At 70.9% G+C, this 14,655-nt stretch carries 12 protein-coding genes; 8 read left to right on the top strand and 4 right to left on the bottom strand.

What is annotated here, in order from left to right:
- Positions 1-64: 64 nt before the first annotated feature.
- The 4 genes from J421_RS05685 to J421_RS05670 form a co-directional block, all read right to left on the bottom strand.
- Positions 65-637 (bottom strand): DUF4126 domain-containing protein, encoded by a 573-nt coding sequence (locus J421_RS05685; protein WP_025410202.1) that lies wholly within the window; start codon positions 635-637, stop codon positions 65-67.
- A gap of 21 nt (positions 638-658) precedes the next feature.
- On the bottom strand, positions 659-2,581 hold the full coding sequence (locus J421_RS05680; protein ID WP_104022299.1) for a sensor histidine kinase: 1,923 nt from the start codon (positions 2,579-2,581) through the stop codon (positions 659-661).
- An 83-nt stretch (positions 2,582-2,664) separates the two neighbouring features.
- Positions 2,665-3,654, bottom strand: coding sequence for a VWA domain-containing protein (locus J421_RS05675; RefSeq protein ID WP_025410200.1), 990 nt, complete (start codon positions 3,652-3,654; stop codon positions 2,665-2,667).
- Between the two features lie 122 nt (positions 3,655-3,776).
- Positions 3,777-4,769 carry a cation diffusion facilitator family transporter gene (locus J421_RS05670; protein WP_025410199.1) on the bottom strand — a complete coding sequence of 331 codons (993 nt, stop codon included), beginning with the start codon at positions 4,767-4,769 and terminating at the stop codon, positions 3,777-3,779.
- 84 nt (positions 4,770-4,853) lie between these two features.
- On the opposite strand from J421_RS05670, the gene J421_RS05665 reads away from it, so the two are divergent.
- The 8 genes from J421_RS05665 (at position 4,854) to J421_RS05630 (ending at position 14,604) form a co-directional block, all read left to right on the top strand.
- Positions 4,854-5,699 carry a sugar phosphate isomerase/epimerase family protein gene (locus J421_RS05665; protein WP_025410198.1) on the top strand — a complete coding sequence of 282 codons (846 nt, stop codon included), beginning with the start codon at positions 4,854-4,856 and terminating at the stop codon, positions 5,697-5,699.
- Between the two features lie 96 nt (positions 5,700-5,795).
- Complete coding sequence (locus J421_RS05660; RefSeq protein WP_025410197.1) at positions 5,796-7,469, top strand: GMC oxidoreductase; 1,674 nt, start codon at positions 5,796-5,798, stop codon at positions 7,467-7,469.
- Entirely contained in the window at positions 7,466-8,191 is a 726-nt protein-coding gene (locus tag J421_RS05655) for a gluconate 2-dehydrogenase subunit 3 family protein (protein WP_025410196.1), read from the top strand. The genes J421_RS05660 and J421_RS05655 overlap by 4 nt, the downstream gene beginning before the upstream one ends.
- Before the next feature lie 13 nt (positions 8,192-8,204).
- Positions 8,205-9,737 (top strand): APC family permease, encoded by a 1,533-nt coding sequence (locus tag J421_RS05650; protein ID WP_025410195.1) that lies wholly within the window; start codon positions 8,205-8,207, stop codon positions 9,735-9,737.
- Entirely contained in the window at positions 9,730-10,992 is a 1,263-nt protein-coding gene (locus tag J421_RS05645) for a Gfo/Idh/MocA family protein (RefSeq protein WP_025410194.1), read from the top strand. Before J421_RS05650 ends, J421_RS05645 begins: the two co-directional genes overlap by 8 nt.
- A gap of 2 nt (positions 10,993-10,994) precedes the next feature.
- Entirely contained in the window at positions 10,995-12,608 is a 1,614-nt protein-coding gene (locus J421_RS05640; RefSeq protein WP_025410193.1) for a Gfo/Idh/MocA family protein, read from the top strand.
- Entirely contained in the window at positions 12,605-13,300 is a 696-nt protein-coding gene (locus J421_RS05635) for a 3-keto-disaccharide hydrolase (RefSeq protein ID WP_025410192.1), read from the top strand. The genes J421_RS05640 and J421_RS05635 overlap by 4 nt, the downstream gene beginning before the upstream one ends.
- Positions 13,297-14,604 carry an MFS transporter gene (locus J421_RS05630; RefSeq protein ID WP_025410191.1) on the top strand — a complete coding sequence of 436 codons (1,308 nt, stop codon included), beginning with the start codon at positions 13,297-13,299 and terminating at the stop codon, positions 14,602-14,604. The genes J421_RS05635 and J421_RS05630 overlap by 4 nt, the downstream gene beginning before the upstream one ends.
- Positions 14,605-14,655: the final 51 nt, after the last annotated feature.

Below are 14,655 nucleotides of genomic sequence, written 5' to 3'. Positions count from 1 at the left end.
GACGGCGAGCTTTCGATGACGCGACCGGTCGTGGCCCCGAGGTCGCCGTCGTCACGTCGCCGGATCAGGGTCGCCGTCGAAAGGTCGCCTTCAGGAGGCGCCACAGCGCGCGGAGGGCGAGCGCGCCGAGCAGGAGCAGCGCGAGCGCGACCGTGAGCGCCACGTAGGGGTGGTGCCAGACCAGGAGCGCCACCGTGGCGACGACGCCGAGCTCGGCGACGTTCGCGATGCCGTTCGTGACCGGCTCGGGGCTGGTGTCGATGGCGTAGCGGAGCCCGAGCTTCGTGGCGTGGGTGCCGAGGGCGAGGGTGCCGCCGAGCAGGGCGGCGGAGAGGACCACGCGGTGATCGGCGTGCCAGACGGTGGCGACGGCGATCGCCGCGCCGGCGACGGGGCGGATGGCACTGTGGAAGGTCTCCCACGCCGACGCGATGCCGGGTATCAACGTCGCAGAGAACTCGAAAACGTAAAGTACTCCGGCGAGCGCGATCACCCACAGGTCCGTGACCCCGTCCAGCGACGACGGGAGCGGCCCCACCCAGCCGAGCCGTCCCGCGATGCCGAGCAGCGCGACCGTGGCGTAGACGCTGATCCCCGACGCCCACGCCAGGGCCAGCGACTGGGCGAGCGCCGCCATCCTCTCGTCCCGAGCGGGCGACTAGCCGCGGCCGAACCGACGCGCGTGCTCGTGGCCGCGCAGGCTCACTTCCTCGGCGCGCGTGAGCAGCCGGTCGAGCACCTCGATCGCGCGGTCGCTCCGATCCTGCTGCTGCCCGGGGACGCGCTCCACCGCCGCGCGCACGACGTCGCGCAGGATCGCGTACTCGTGCGACAGCACGGACGCCGTCCAGCCGAGCCGGAACCGCTGCTCGCCGTGCTGGAAGGCGATGTGCTCCTGGATCGCGCTCCCATCGCGCAGCAGGTCGCCCTCCAGGCCCCCGCTCTCCTCGATCACCCGGAGCGACTGCAGCACGGCGCCGAGCAGGCTGAGGGTGTGGTTCTCGAGGTGGGCCCGGGACAGCGCGCGCCCGACGCCGAACGCCGGATCGGCGCGCACCCGCGACACGAACTCGGCGATGACCTGCTCGAGCTGCTCGCGCACCCGGGCCGCGAGCTCCGCGGGCGTCGGCTCCGTCCAGGCGCGCTGCGGAGGCGCGATGGTCGCGGGGCCAGCGACCGCCCCGTCGCCGCTCTCCGCCGCCGCCGGGGCGACCGGCAGGAGCAGCGTGAACGTGGAGCCCTTGCCGAGCCGGCTCTCGACGGTGAGGTCGCCCCCCATGAGCCGGGCGAGACGCCGACTCAGCGCGAGCCCGAGCCCGGTACCTCCGGCGGACCGCGTGCGGCTGCTGTCCGCCTGCATGAACGGCTCGAAGATGGCGCGCTGCTGCTCCTTCGCGATGCCGATGCCGGTGTCGCGCACGGAGATGCAGACCCACTCGCCATCGGGGCCGGGGCGCTCGCTGCCGGGACGATGGACCACGTGGTCGCAGCCGACGGCCACGGTGCCGCCGGGCGGCGTGAACTTCACCGCGTTCGACAGGAGGTTGATCAGGATCTGTCGAACACGGTGCTCGTCGCCGACGAACGGGAGCCCGACGTCGCCCTCGCGCTCGTCGTACAGCCGGATGGAGCGGGCCGCCGCCTCCGGCGTGATGAGCGCGAGCGCCGCGCCGACGACGACGCCCGTGGTCAGCCGCTCGCGCGTGATGCTCATGCGCCCGCGCTCGATGTTCGCGAGGTCGAGCACGTCGTCGACGAGGCCGAGCAGGTGGCGGCCGCTCGCGTGGAGACGATTCAGGTAGCCCCGCTGCGCGTCCGTGACGGGCCCGGCGACGCCGAGCTCGAGGAGCTGCGTGTAGCCCGTGATGGCGTTGATGGGCGTGCGAAGCTCGTGGCTCATCGTCGCCAGGAAGTCGCTCTTCGCGCGGGCCGCGGCCTCGGCGTCGACACGCGCCTGCTCGGCCGCGCGACGGTCGCCCTCCGCGGCCTCCCGGGCGGTCTGCAGCTCGGCGGCGAGCCGCTCGGCTTCCTCACGCGCGGCGCGCTCGGCTTCGAGCAGGTGACGCTGCTCGTCGTCTGTCGGCGAGGTGTCGGCGACATGCTGCAGCACGAGCAGGCCGTCGGTCGTCGGATACGCGCTGACGACGATCCAGCTCGAGGTCTCGCGAACGAAGCCCTCGGCGTGCATGGCGCGCCGCTCGCGCATGGCAGCGACCAGCGGGTCGTGAAAGACGTCGCTCGTGAGCCGCCGGTCGACGCGCCAGATCACCTCGCCGACGGCCGAGTCGCGGTCGGTCGACAGGAGACGGGCTGCGGCGCCGTTCAGGTAGCGGAGCCGCCAGTGGCGGTCGACGACGAACAGGGGCTCGGAGACCGCGTCGAGCGCGTCCCAGAGCTCGGCCGGCGAGATCGGCGTCGCCTCGGCGGCATCGGCGGGGAGGCGGGGGTGCCGCCGCCGATCCTCCTGTCCCGCGCCGACGTGCCCGACGACCCGCCCGACCGACTCGCGCGCCGCAGGCCGCCCCACGGGGGAGTCGCTCTGCGAGTCGGTCGCGCGCTGCGGAGGGCGGGACGGAGACATGCCCCGCGCTTAAGCGAAACCCGTGCGAGGATTTAGCCTTTTCGCAGCGATCTGGTGACGGCGGCCCAAAAAACGGCGAAACGTCAGAGCAGCGGCGCGCGCCAGGCGAGGAGTCCCAGCTCCATGAACAGCGCCAGGACGGCGGCGCCCAGCGGCCACCGGAAGAGCTCCGTATAGCGCGTGTACGTGTGGGTGCGGGCGGGGGTGCGCTCGAGGCGGTCGATCTCGCGGGTGATCTCGTCGAGCGCCTGGGCGTTCGTCGCGCGGAAGTATCGGCCCCCGGTCATGCGGGCGACGTCGGTGAGCAGGCTGTCGTCGATCTCCACCGGGCGGTTCTCGTACCGGAGGCCGAACAGCCCGCGCCCCACCGGCACCGGCGCGAGCCCGCGCGAGCCGACGCCGATCGTGTAGACCTTGATGCGGAACTGCCCGGCCGCCTGCGCCGCCGTGCGCGGGTCGATCGCGCCGCGGTTGTTCACGCCATCGGTGAGGAGCACGATGACGCGCGACCGGCCGGGGGCGGAGCGGAGCCGGTTCGCGGCGGTGGCGATCGCGGTGCCGATCGCCGTGCCGTCCTCGAGCTGCCCCGGCTGGAGGTTGTCGACCGCCGCGAGCACCACCGGATAGTCGGTGGTGAGCGGCACCTGGGTGAGCGCCTCGCCGCTGAAGGCCACCACGCCGATGCGGTCGTTCTTCCGCATCGTGATGAACTGCTTGATCTTGGCGCGCGCGACCTCGAGCCGGTTCTCGGGCTGGAAGTCCTCCGCGAGCATGGAGCTCGACAGGTCGAACGCGATCACGATGTCGATGCCGTCGCTGAGCGACTCCTCGGTGCGGCCGCCCGAGCGGGGGCGGGCGAGGGCGATCACGAGCCCGGCGATCGCGAGGTTGCGGACGAGGAACAGCAGCCGCGGCACCCACTGTCCGCGGCGCGGGCTCTCGGCCAGCGTCCCGGCGCGCGAGAAGACGATCGCCGACGGAGGACGCCGGCGGCGCGCCACCCACCACAGGGGGAGGGCGAGCAGGAGGAGCAGCACCCACGGGGATCCGAAGCCGAAGCTCGGGAAGTTCACGATCGATGTCTCAAGCGGGTCTTCGCGTCGTACCCCGCAGGACGCGTCATGTCCATGGCGTTTCCGTCATCTCCACACGGCGCTCGACGGAAGTCGATGGGAACGCGAGGGACCGATGCGTCTCACACGCCCACGCAGGGGAGGAGGTCGCAGGAGTGGGGCCCGCGGCCGCGCTCGATCTGCAGGGTGGGGTGGGCGATGCCGAAGCGGGTGCGGAGCTCGCGGCTGGCGCGCAGCAGGAACGCGTCGTCGTCCTCCTCCTCACCCTCCGGGACGGGCCGCACCAGGTGCGCAGTGAGCGCGACGTCGGTGGTGCTCATCCCCCAGATGTGGAGGTCGTGGACGGCGCTCACGCCAGGGAGCGCCTCGAGGTAGGCGCCCACCGCCTGGGGGTCGATGTGCGACGGCACGGCGTGCAGCGCGAGATCGAGCGAGTCGCGCAGCAGCCCCCACGTCCCGATGGCGATGACGACGACGATCGCGAGGCTCAGGGCGGGATCGAGCCACAGCCAGCCGGTGGCGCCGATGACGAGCCCCGCGACGACGACGCCCGCGGAGACGGCGGCGTCGGCGGCCATGTGCAGGAACGCGCCGCGGACGTTGAGGTCGTGCGAGCGGCCGGACATGAACAGCAGCGCCGTCGCGCCGTTCACGACGAGGCCGACGAGCGCGACGAGCGCGACGACGCCGCCGACGACCGGCTCGGGGTTCGCGAACCGGTGCACGGCCTCCCAGGCGACGCCGCCGACGGCGACGAGGAGGAAGACGGCGTTCGCGAGCGCGGCGAGGATGGTGGTGCTGCGCAGCCCGTAGGTGCGCCGCCGAGTGGGAATGCGGCGGGCGAGCACCGTGCCGGCCCACGCGAGCACGAGGCCGAGGACGTCGCTCAGGTTGTGCCCCGCGTCGGCGAGCAGCGCCATGGAGTGCACGCGCAGGCCGAACCCCGCCTCGACGACGACGAAGGCGACGTTCAGCGCGGTGCCGATGGCGAACGCGCGCCCGTAGTCCGCCGGGCCATGCGCGTGCCCATGACCGCCATGGCCATGGTGGTGACCGTGGCCGAGCGCGTGGTCGTGCGCGTGGTCGTGCGGGTGATCATGCAGGGTGCTGCTCACGAGCGAAAAATACAGCGTTCGAGCGATCTTGTGGGCAGCGGGTCCCCGGGACAGGTTCCCGGTCGCATCCTCCGTCCCCCCGCCATGCATCGTCGCTCGTTCCTCGCCGCCGCCGTCGGCACGCTTGCCGCGGCGTGCGCCAAGCGTCCGCGCACCGCCGTCGAGCGTCGCCCCCTGCCGCGCATCGGTCCCGTGGGGCTGCAGCTGTACACGGTGCGCACGCTGATGGAGAAGGACATGCCCGGCACGCTGCAGCAGGTGGCGGCGATCGGGTACCGCGAGGTGGAGTTCGCGGGCTACTTCGGGCGGACGCCGGCGGAGGTGCGCGCGCTGCTCGCGCGCGTGGGCCTCACGTCGCCGTCCGCGCACACGCCGTACGAGCTGCTCGTCGGCAACTGGCAGAAGGCGCTCGACGACGCGAACGCGGTGGGACACCAGTGGGTGACGATCCCGTGGCTCGCGCCGGAGCAGCGGCCGACGAGCGTGGCCGGGTGGCAGCGGCTCGCGGCGACGCTGGCGCGCGGCGCGGAGCAGGCGCACGCGAGCGGGCTGCGGTTCGCGTATCACAACCACGATTTCGAGATCGCGCAGGTGGAAGGCGTGATGCCGCTGGAGATCCTGCTGCGCGAGACGGATCCGACGCGGGTGGACTTCGAGATGGACGTGTACTGGGTGACGAAGGCGGGCGCGGACGCGGTGTCGCTGCTCGCGCGTCATCCGGGGCGATTCAAGATGCTGCACCTGAAGGACGCGACGCCGGCGCCGCAGCGCGCGTTCGCCGACGTGGGCAGCGGCACGATCGACTGGCCCGCGGTGCTCGCGCAGCGCGCGACGGCGGGCGTGGAGCACGTGTTCGTCGAGCGCGACGAGTCGCCGGATCCGATGGCGTCGATCCGGAACTCCTACGCCTATCTGGCATCGCTGAAGTAGCTGCGTGGCTGCGTGGCTGCGTGCTGCGTTAGGCCGTCACGCAGCGACGCAGCCACGCAGCCTTCACGAAACTCTCTTCTCCACGGAGATCTCTCGGTGGCATACGACGTCGTGATCGTCGGCTCCGGCGCGGGCGGCGGGATGGCCGCGTACGCGCTGACGAAGGCGGGAGCGCGGGTGGTGATGCTCGAGGCGGGACCCGAGTGGTACGCCTCGAAGAAGTCGCAGATGCTCTTCCCGAGCTACGCCACGGCGTACCGCGGACGCGCCACGCACACGCGGCCGTTCGGCGAGTACGACGCGTGCGACGGCGGGTGGGAGATCGACGGCGAGCCGTACACGCGCGCTCCGGGCACGCGCTTCGACTGGTGGCGCGGGCGCATGTTAGGCGGCCGCACGAACCACTGGGGGCGCATCTCGCTCCGCTTCGGGCCGCGCGACTTCAAGGGCAAGAGCCACGACGGACTCGGCGACGACTGGCCGATCGCGTACGAGGACGTGGCGCCGTACTACGACCGGATCGACGATCTGATCGGCGTGTTCGGGAGCAAGGAGAACCTGCCGAACGAACCGGACGGCAAGTTCCACCCGGCACCGAAGCCGAGGTGCTACGAGCTGCTCGTGAAGCAGGCGTCGGACAAGCTGAACATCACCTGCATCCCGTCGCGGCTGTCGATCATCACGCGGCCGCTCCCGGGCCGGCAGGCGTGCCACTACTGCGGCCAGTGCAACCGCGGCTGCGCGGTGAAGGCGAACTTCTCCAGCCCCGACGTGCTCATCGCGCCGGCGCTCGCCACGGGGAAGCTCACGCTCATCACGAACGCGATGGCGCGCGAGGTCACGATCGGCAAGGACGGCAAGGCGACCGGCATCGCGTACATCGACAAGAACACCGGCGAGGACAAGCACGTCGAGGCGAACGTCGTGGTGCTCGCGGCGAGCGCGCTGGAGTCGGCGCGGCTGGTGCTCAACTCGAAGTCGACGCTCTTCCCGCAGGGGATCGCGAACTCCAGCGGCACGGCGGGCAAGTACATCACCGACACGACGGGCACCGACGTGTCCGGGTTCATCCCGGCGATGGTCGACCACGTGCCGCACAACGAGGACGGCGTCGGCGGCATGCACGTGTACATGCCGTGGTGGCTCGACAACAAGAAGCTCGACTTCCCGCGCGGCTACCACATCGAGGTCGGCGGCGGGCTGCACCCGCCGGGTTACGGCTTCATGGGCGGCATCCATCGCTACCCGAACGCGGGCGGCTACGGGGCGAAGCTGAAGGACGACTACCGCAAGTACTACGGCGCGACGATCGGCTTCAGCGGCCGCGGCGAGATGATCCCGAACGACAACTGCTACGCGGAGATCGACCCGACGGTCGTGGACCAGTTCGGGATCCCGGTGCTGCGCTTCCACTGGCAGTGGAGCGACTACGAGCGCAACCAGTCGCGGCACATGCAGCAGACGTTCCGGTCGCTCATCGAGGCGATGGGGGGCACGGTGTCCTCCAACATGCCGACGAAGGAGCAGGACTTCGGCCTCGCGCCGGGCGGCCGCATCATCCACGAGCTGGGCGGACTGCGCATGGGCGCCGACGCGAAGACGAGCGTGCTGAACGCGAACTGCCAGGCGCACGACGTGAAGAACCTGTTCGTGACCGACGGCGCGCCGTTCGTGTCGCAGGCGGACAAGAACCCCACGTGGACGATCCTCGCGCTCGCGTGGCGCACGGCGGACTACATCACCGCGCAGCGGAAGGCGGGGGCCTTATGAGCGAAGAGCGTGGAGCGCAGAGCGCAGAGGGGTCGCCTAACGTCTCTCGCCGCCGGGTCCTCAAGGTTCTCGCGCTGACCCCGGCCGCCGCGGCGCTCGGCGCGCAGCAGCCTGCCACCGGCGGCCAGCAGCCGAGCACGCCGCACGTCACGCCGCAGCCGCCGGCGCAGAACACGAACCCGCAGCCGCCGAAGAACCAGCGGCAGCGCAAGTTCTTCAACGCGCGCGAGCTCCGCACGGCGAGCGTGCTCGCCGACGACATCATCCCGCGCGACGCGAAGTCCGGGAGCGCGACCGAGGCGGGCGTCATCGACTTCATCGACTTCCACATGTCGGTGCCGGAGACCGACGACGCGACGCGCGTGCAGATGCACGGCGGGCTGCGGTGGATCGACACGGAATCGAAGCGGCGCTTCGGCGTCGGCTACGCGGCGGCGAAGCCGGCGCAGCGCCATGCGATCCTCGACGACATCGCGTACCCCGACAAGACGACGCCGGAGTTCCGCGCCGGGACGGCGTTCTTCACGCGCTTCCGCGACCTCGTGGCGGGGGGCTTCTTCTCGAGCCCCGTCGGGTGGAAGGACGTGCAGTACATCGGCAACACGTTCAACCCGAACTGGAGCGGCTGCCCGACGGCCGCGATGCAGAAGCTCGGCGTGAGCCACGATCTCATGAACACGCGCATCCCGTCGCAGGTGCAGGTGAGCGAGGGACCGCGTTAGGCCGGAGCACGAGGTGACCGCGACCGAGGTCCGGGGCGTCGAACGCCACAGCGCCGCGCTCCGGAAGGAGCTCGGGCTCACGGACCTCGTGCTCACGCAGATCCTGTACGTCGTGGGTCTGAGCTGGGTGGGGACGGCGGCGAAGTTAGGCACCGCGCAGATCGCGTTCTGGCTCGCGGCGATGGCCCTGTTCTATCTGCCGCAGGCCGCGGTCGTGGTCCACCTCAGCCGCCGCTTCCCGCTCGAGGGAGGCCTCTACCAGTGGGCCAAGCTCGGACTCGGCGGCGCCGTCGCGTTCCTCGTCGCGTGGAACCTGTGGATCTACGCGATCGTCCTGCTCGGCGCGTTCGGCATCCAGGTCGCGAACGCGGCGATCTATGCAGCAGGCCCCACCGCGGCGTGGCTCTCCGGCAACCGCGCGTTCATGGGCGCGGTGAGCGGGGTCCTGCTCGCGGCGCTCGTGCTCGTGTCGATCCGCGGGCTGTCGCTGTCGAAGTGGGTGCACAACGTGGGCAGCGTGCTGCTGCTGGGCGCGTTCGCGCTGCTCGTCGCGCTGCCGTTCATCGGACTGGCCCGCGGCACGCTGCGCAGCTACCACCCGTTCGGGATGACCGCGCCGGCGCTCACGCTGTTCAACCTGAACGTGTTCAGCAAGCTCGCCGTCGGCGGGTTGAGCGGCTTCGAGTACGCCGCGGTGCTCGCCGGCGAGGCGCGCGACGCCGAGCGCACGATCGCGCGGTCGGTGATCGTCGCCGTGCCCGTGATCGCGCTCATGTTCATGCTCGGCACGAGCTCCGTGCTCGCGCTCGTGCCGATCGACCGCATCGACCTCGTGGGGCCGATCCCGCAGGCGTTCCGCGCGGGGTTCGGCGCGCTCGGCGGCGCGCTCGGCGTCGTGATCCCGTTCGCGGTGTTCGCCGTCACGGCGCGCACGATCGCGAACTCCAGCGTGCTGTTCACGGCGACGACGCGGATGCCGATGGTGACGGGGTGGGACGATCTCATGCCGGGATGGTTCGCGCGGCTGCACCCGCGCTTCCGCACGCCGGTGAACTCGATCCTGTTCGTCGGCGCCTGCGCGCTCGTGTTCTGCGCGGCGGGGATGGCGGGCGTCGGCGAGCAGGAGGCCTTCCAGCTCCTCGACAACGCGGCCGGGATCTTCTACGGGCTCACGTACCTCGTGCTGTTCGCGGTGCCGCTCGTCGGGCTGCGCGCCGCGGGGCGCGCGCCGTGGTGGCTGCGCGCGGCGGCGCTCGCGGGGTTCGCGACGAGCGCGCTGTACGTGGTGCTCTCCGTCGTGCCGATCGTGGCGGTGGAGAGCCGCCTCGCGTTCGCGCTCAAGATCGGCGGACTGGTGATGGCAGCGAATCTGTTAGGCGCGACGTTGTACGTGCGAGCGCGGCGGCGTGCGGCCGCGCACATCGAAAGCGTCTCACGCGGAGACGCGGAGAACGCGGAGACCGACAAAGATCCGTTGCAGTTCTCCGCGTACTCCGCGTCTCCGCGTGAGCTCGACCAGCCTCCACGAGTGACCGTGCATGACTGATCGTTTGGGCATCGGCTTCGTCGGCAGCGGCTTCATCGCGCGCTTCCACGTGCAGTCGTTCCGTGCCGTGCGCGAGGCGGACGTGCGCGGCGTCTGGAGCCCCAACCGGGAGCGCGCGGAGTCGCTCGCCGCGTACGCGCGCGAGATCGACGTCGGCGACGCGCGTGCGTACGGCTCCATCGCGGACATGGTCGCCGACCCGGCGATCGACGCGATCTGGCTGTGCGGCGCGAACCACGCACGGGTGCGGAACGTCGAGGAGATCTGCGCCGCGGTGACGAGCGGGCGCGGCACGCTGAAGGGCGTCGCGATCGAGAAGCCGCTCGCGCGCAACGTCGCGGAAGCCCAACGCGTCGTCGCGCTGCTCGACGAAGCGGGGCTCGCGTCGGGTTATCTCGAGGACCAGCTGTTCGGGCCGCACGTGACGGTGGGGCGCGCGCTGCTCTGGAACCGCGGCGCGTCGGTCGCCGGTCGGCCGTATCTGGCACGCGCCGCCGAGGAGCACAGCGGGCCGCATGCCCCGTGGTTCTGGCGCGGCGAGCTGCAGGGCGGCGGTGTGCTGAACGACATGCTGTGCCACTCGGCGCTCGTCGTCCGGCACCTGCTCACGAAGCCGGGCGCGCCGCTGTCGACGGTGCGGCCGGTGCGGGTGAGCGCGCACATCGCGAGCCTGAAGTGGTCGCGCCCCGAGTACGCGCGGCAGCTCACCGAGCGATTCGGCGCGGAGGTCGACTACCGCCGCCGGCCGGCGGAGGACTTCGCGAGCGCGACGATCGAGTTCGAGACGGACGACGGCCACATCGTGATCGGCGAAGCGACGACGTCGTGGAGCTTCGTCGGTGCGGGGCTGCGGCTGTCGGCAGAGCTGTTGGGCCCCGAGTACTCGATGAGCTGGAACTCGCTCGACTCGGGGCTCAAGCTGTTCTTCAGCCGCGCCGTGCAGGGGAAGGAGGGCGAGGATCTCGTCGAGAAGCAGAACGCCGAGGTGGGGCAGATGCCCGTCGTGCCGGACGAGACGTCGGTGTACGGCTACGAGGGGGAGAACCGGCATTTCGCGCGCGCGTTCCTCGGCAAGGAGGCGCTGCGGCTCACTGCCGCCGACGGGCTGGAGGTGGTGAAGATTCTCATGACCGCGTATCAGAGCGCGGAGCAGGGGCGCACGCTCCCGTTCCCGCCAGAAGGGATCGACCGATTCGTTCCTGCCGTCGCGCAGGGCACGTGGCACCCACACAAGACGTCACAGGAGATGGCCTAACGATGTCGGACCAACCAGTCAGCCGCCGCGACTTCGTCGGCACGACCGGCACCCTCGCGTTCGGGGCGATGATCGTCCCGCGCCACGTCCTGGGCGGCCCCGGGTACCAGGCGCCGAGCGACACGCTGAACGTCGCGTTCTGCGGCGTCGGCGGCATGGGCATGAGCAACTGGACGCAGTTCCTGAACGAGAACACGGTCGCGGTCTGCGACGTCGACTTCCCGTACGTGGAGCGCTCGCTCGGCGGCCGCACGCGCCAGCGCACGGTGGGGAACCCGCCGGCGGGGATGAACCCCGATCAGGTCACCGCGTGGCGCGCGCAGCAGGAGCAGAACAACCAACGCTCCTACGACGAGGGGCAGAAGCTGCAGGCGGCGTACACGAAGGCCGCGAAGTACGCCGACTTCCGCGAGATGCTCGACAAGCAGAAGGACATCGACGCCGTGGTCGTGGCGACGCCCGACCACCTGCATGCGGTCATCGCGAGCGCGGCGATGCAGGCGGGGAAGCACGTGTACGTGCAGAAGCCGCTCACCTACTCGGTGCACGAGGCGCGGACGCTCGCCAAGCTGGCGCGCGACAACCCGAAGCTCGTGACGCAGATGGGGAACCAGGGGCACTCGATGGACGGCACGCGCCGCATCCGCGAGATCGTGCAGAGCGGCGTGCTCGGCCCGATCCGCGAGGTGCACGTGTGGACCGACCGCCCGGTGCGCTACTGGGCGCAGGGCATCCCGCGTCCCGGCGCGTCGGGGCCGAGCGCGCAGATGGCGGCGAGCCAGGTGCGCGAGCAGGCGAACGTGGACGGCGTGCCGCGGCGGTGGAACGTGCGCACGGTGGAGCAGGCGATCATCAACGAGATGGCGAAGGACGTGCAGACGCCGCCGCCCGGGCTGCACTGGGACCTGTGGTTAGGCCCGGCGCCCGACATCCCGTACCACCCGGTCTACCACCCGTTCTCGTGGCGCGGCTGGGTGGACTTCGGCGTGAGCGCGATCGGCGACATGGGCGCGCACCTCATCGACCAGCCGTTCTGGGCGCTCGACCTCGACTTCCCGACGGCCATCTCCAGCTCGAGCACGATGTGGGGCGGCCCGGCGAGCAACCCGGCGAGCTATCCGCTCGCGATGACGACCGAGTACGAGTTCGCGCGCCGCGGCGCGATGCCGCCGGTGAAGCTGTTCTGGTACGACAGCGGGATGCTGCCGCCGCGTCCCCCGTTCCTCCCGGACGACCTGTCGCTGCAGGGCGGTGACGGCGGCGGCGGCTACTTCGTGGGCACGAAGGGGATCCTCACCTACGAGACGTACGGCAACAACCCGAAGGTCTATCCGGCCTCCACCGCCGCGGCGGCGGAGAAGGTCGCGAAGTCGGTGCCGCGCATCGAGGTGCCGCACGAGGTGAACTTCGCGCAGGCGTGCAAGGGGCAGACGAAGGCGAGCTCGCCGTTCGAGTACGCGGCGAAGCTCACCGAGACGATGCTGTTGGGCATCGTCGCGCTGCGATCGGGGCAGGGAAAGAAGATCCTCTACGACGGAGCGAACATGCGCGTGACGAACGCGAACGACGCGAACCAGTGGCTCACGCGGCAGTACCGCAGCGGGTGGGCCGTATGAGGCGCCGCGTCCTCATCGCCGCCGCGTTGCTCGCCAACGCGCTGCTGTTAGGCGCCGCGCAGGCCGGCGCGCAGCCCGTGTCGAAGGACGGCGGGGGCGGCGGCTGGAAGTCGCTGTCGTCGCTGCAGGCGTGGCGCGGCTACAAGGAGGAGTCGGTGCCCGCCGAGTGGACGCAGATGAACGCGACGACGTTCGGCAAGACGAAGGGCACCGAGGATCTCGTGACGCGCGACGAGTACGGCGACTTCGATCTGGAGCTGGACTGGAAGCTGTCGCCCGGCGGCAACGCGGGGATCTTCTACCACGCGACGGAGCAGGGGGACAAGGTCTACTGGACGGGCCCCGAGTATCAGCTGCTCGACGACGCACGCCACCCCGACGGGAAGAACCGCCTGACGTCGGCGGGCTCCGACTACGGGCTGTACGCGCCGCCGGCCGGCGTCGTGAAGCCGGCGGGCGAGTGGAACCATACGCGCATCGTGGCGCGCGGCGCGCACGTCGAGCACTGGCTCAACGGCCAGAAGGTGGTGGAGTACGACCTGTGGAGCCCGGACTGGGAAGCGAAGGTGAAGGCGAGCAAGTTCGCCGAGTGGCCCGGCTACGGTCGCGCAAAGCGCGGCCACATCGGGATCCAGGGAGACCACACGGGATCGCTCACGATCCGCAACGCCCGCATCCGAGAGCTGCCATGACCCACGCCGCCACGCACACGTCCGACCGCTCCGGTGGGGGAATCGGGTTCCGCCTGAGCGTGATGATGTTCCTCCAGTTCTTCATCTGGGGCGCCTGGTACACGACGATCGCCGTGTACATGGCGAACCACGGGATGGAGACGCAGACGTTCTGGCCGTTCACCGTGAACCCCGTCGCGGCGGTCGCGGCGCCGTTCTTCGTCGGCCTCGTCGCCGACCGGTTCTTCGAGACGCAGAAGGTGCTCGGCGTGCTGCACCTCGTCGGCGGCCTGGTGCTGCTCGCGGTGCCGGGGCTCACCGGCAACCCGACGGCGTTCGTGCTCGCGCTGCTGCTCTACAACCTGTGCTACATGCCGACGCTCGGGCTTTCGAGCTCGCTCGCGTTCCACAACATCCAGGATCAGGAGAAGCAGTTCCCGCGCATCCGGGTGTGGGGGACGATCGGGTGGATCGTGGCGGGGCTGTTCATCAGCTTCGTGCTCGGCCGCTTCACGACGACGCAGCCGGAGCAGACGCCGATGCCGCTGCGCGCCGCCGCGATCGCGAGCCTGCTGCTCGGCGTGTACTGCTTCACGCTGCCGAAGACGCCGGCGCCGGCGCGCGGCCAGGCGGTGTCGGCGCGGAGCGTGGTCGGGCTCGACGCGTTCGCGCAGCTCGGCAGCCGGCCGTTCTACGTGTTCATCATCAGCGCGTTCCTGATCTGCATCCCGCTCGCGGTCTACTACAACTTCACGCAGCTGTTCCTGCAGGCGGCGAAGGTGCAGAACATCGCGGCGACGCAGACGCTCGGGCAGATGTCCGAGATGCTGTTCATGCTCGCGATGCCGTTCATGTTCGCCCGACTCGGCGTGAAGTGGATGCTGGTCGCCGGCATGGCCGCGTGGGTGGCGCGCTACGCGCTGTTCGCCGCGGCGGCGCCGAACGCGGTGTTCTGGATGATCGCGTTGGGCATCCTGCTGCACGGCGTCTGCTACGACTTCTTCTTCGTGACGGGGCAGATCTACGTCGACAAGAAGTCCACGGCGGCGATCCGCGGACAGGCGCAGGGCTTCTTCGTGTTCGTGACGTACGGCGTGGGGATGCTGATCGGCGCGTACGTGGCGGGGCAGGTGTACAACCGCTTCCTCGCCGGCGCGACGGCGCTCACGCTCGACCGGTGGCAGAGCTTCTGGTGGCTCCCGGCGGCGTTCGCGGCGTTCGTGCTCGTGTTCTTCGCGCTCGCGTTCAACGACCGCGGCGCCGAGACGCGCACCGCCCCCCGGTCGTCGCCCGCCGAAGCGCAGCCGATGGCGCCGCCGGCGTGACGGCTGCTGCGTGGCTGCGTGGCTCCGTGACGTGCCGTCACGCAGCCACGC

The sequence above is a fragment of the Gemmatirosa kalamazoonensis genome, from assembly GCF_000522985.1.
Taxonomy (GTDB): domain Bacteria; phylum Gemmatimonadota; class Gemmatimonadetes; order Gemmatimonadales; family Gemmatimonadaceae; genus Gemmatirosa; species Gemmatirosa kalamazoonensis.
The sequence above is the reverse complement of the archived record's forward strand: the minus strand, read 5'-3'. Positions and strand labels throughout refer to the sequence as shown.

Coding starts and splice junctions, on each gene's coding strand:
- J421_RS05685 (WP_025410202.1), bottom strand. CDS start 637: ATGGCGGCGCTCGCCCAGTCGCTGGCCCTGGCGTGGGCGTCGGGGATC.
- J421_RS05680 (WP_104022299.1), bottom strand. CDS start 2,581: ATGTCTCCGTCCCGCCCTCCGCAGCGCGCGACCGACTCGCAGAGCGAC.
- J421_RS05665 (WP_025410198.1), top strand. CDS start 4,854: ATGCATCGTCGCTCGTTCCTCGCCGCCGCCGTCGGCACGCTTGCCGCG.
- J421_RS05655 (WP_025410196.1), top strand. CDS start 7,466: ATGAGCGAAGAGCGTGGAGCGCAGAGCGCAGAGGGGTCGCCTAACGTC.
- J421_RS05645 (WP_025410194.1), top strand. CDS start 9,730: ATGACTGATCGTTTGGGCATCGGCTTCGTCGGCAGCGGCTTCATCGCG.
- J421_RS05640 (WP_025410193.1), top strand. CDS start 10,995: ATGTCGGACCAACCAGTCAGCCGCCGCGACTTCGTCGGCACGACCGGC.
- J421_RS05635 (WP_025410192.1), top strand. CDS start 12,605: ATGAGGCGCCGCGTCCTCATCGCCGCCGCGTTGCTCGCCAACGCGCTG.
- J421_RS05630 (WP_025410191.1), top strand. CDS start 13,297: ATGACCCACGCCGCCACGCACACGTCCGACCGCTCCGGTGGGGGAATC.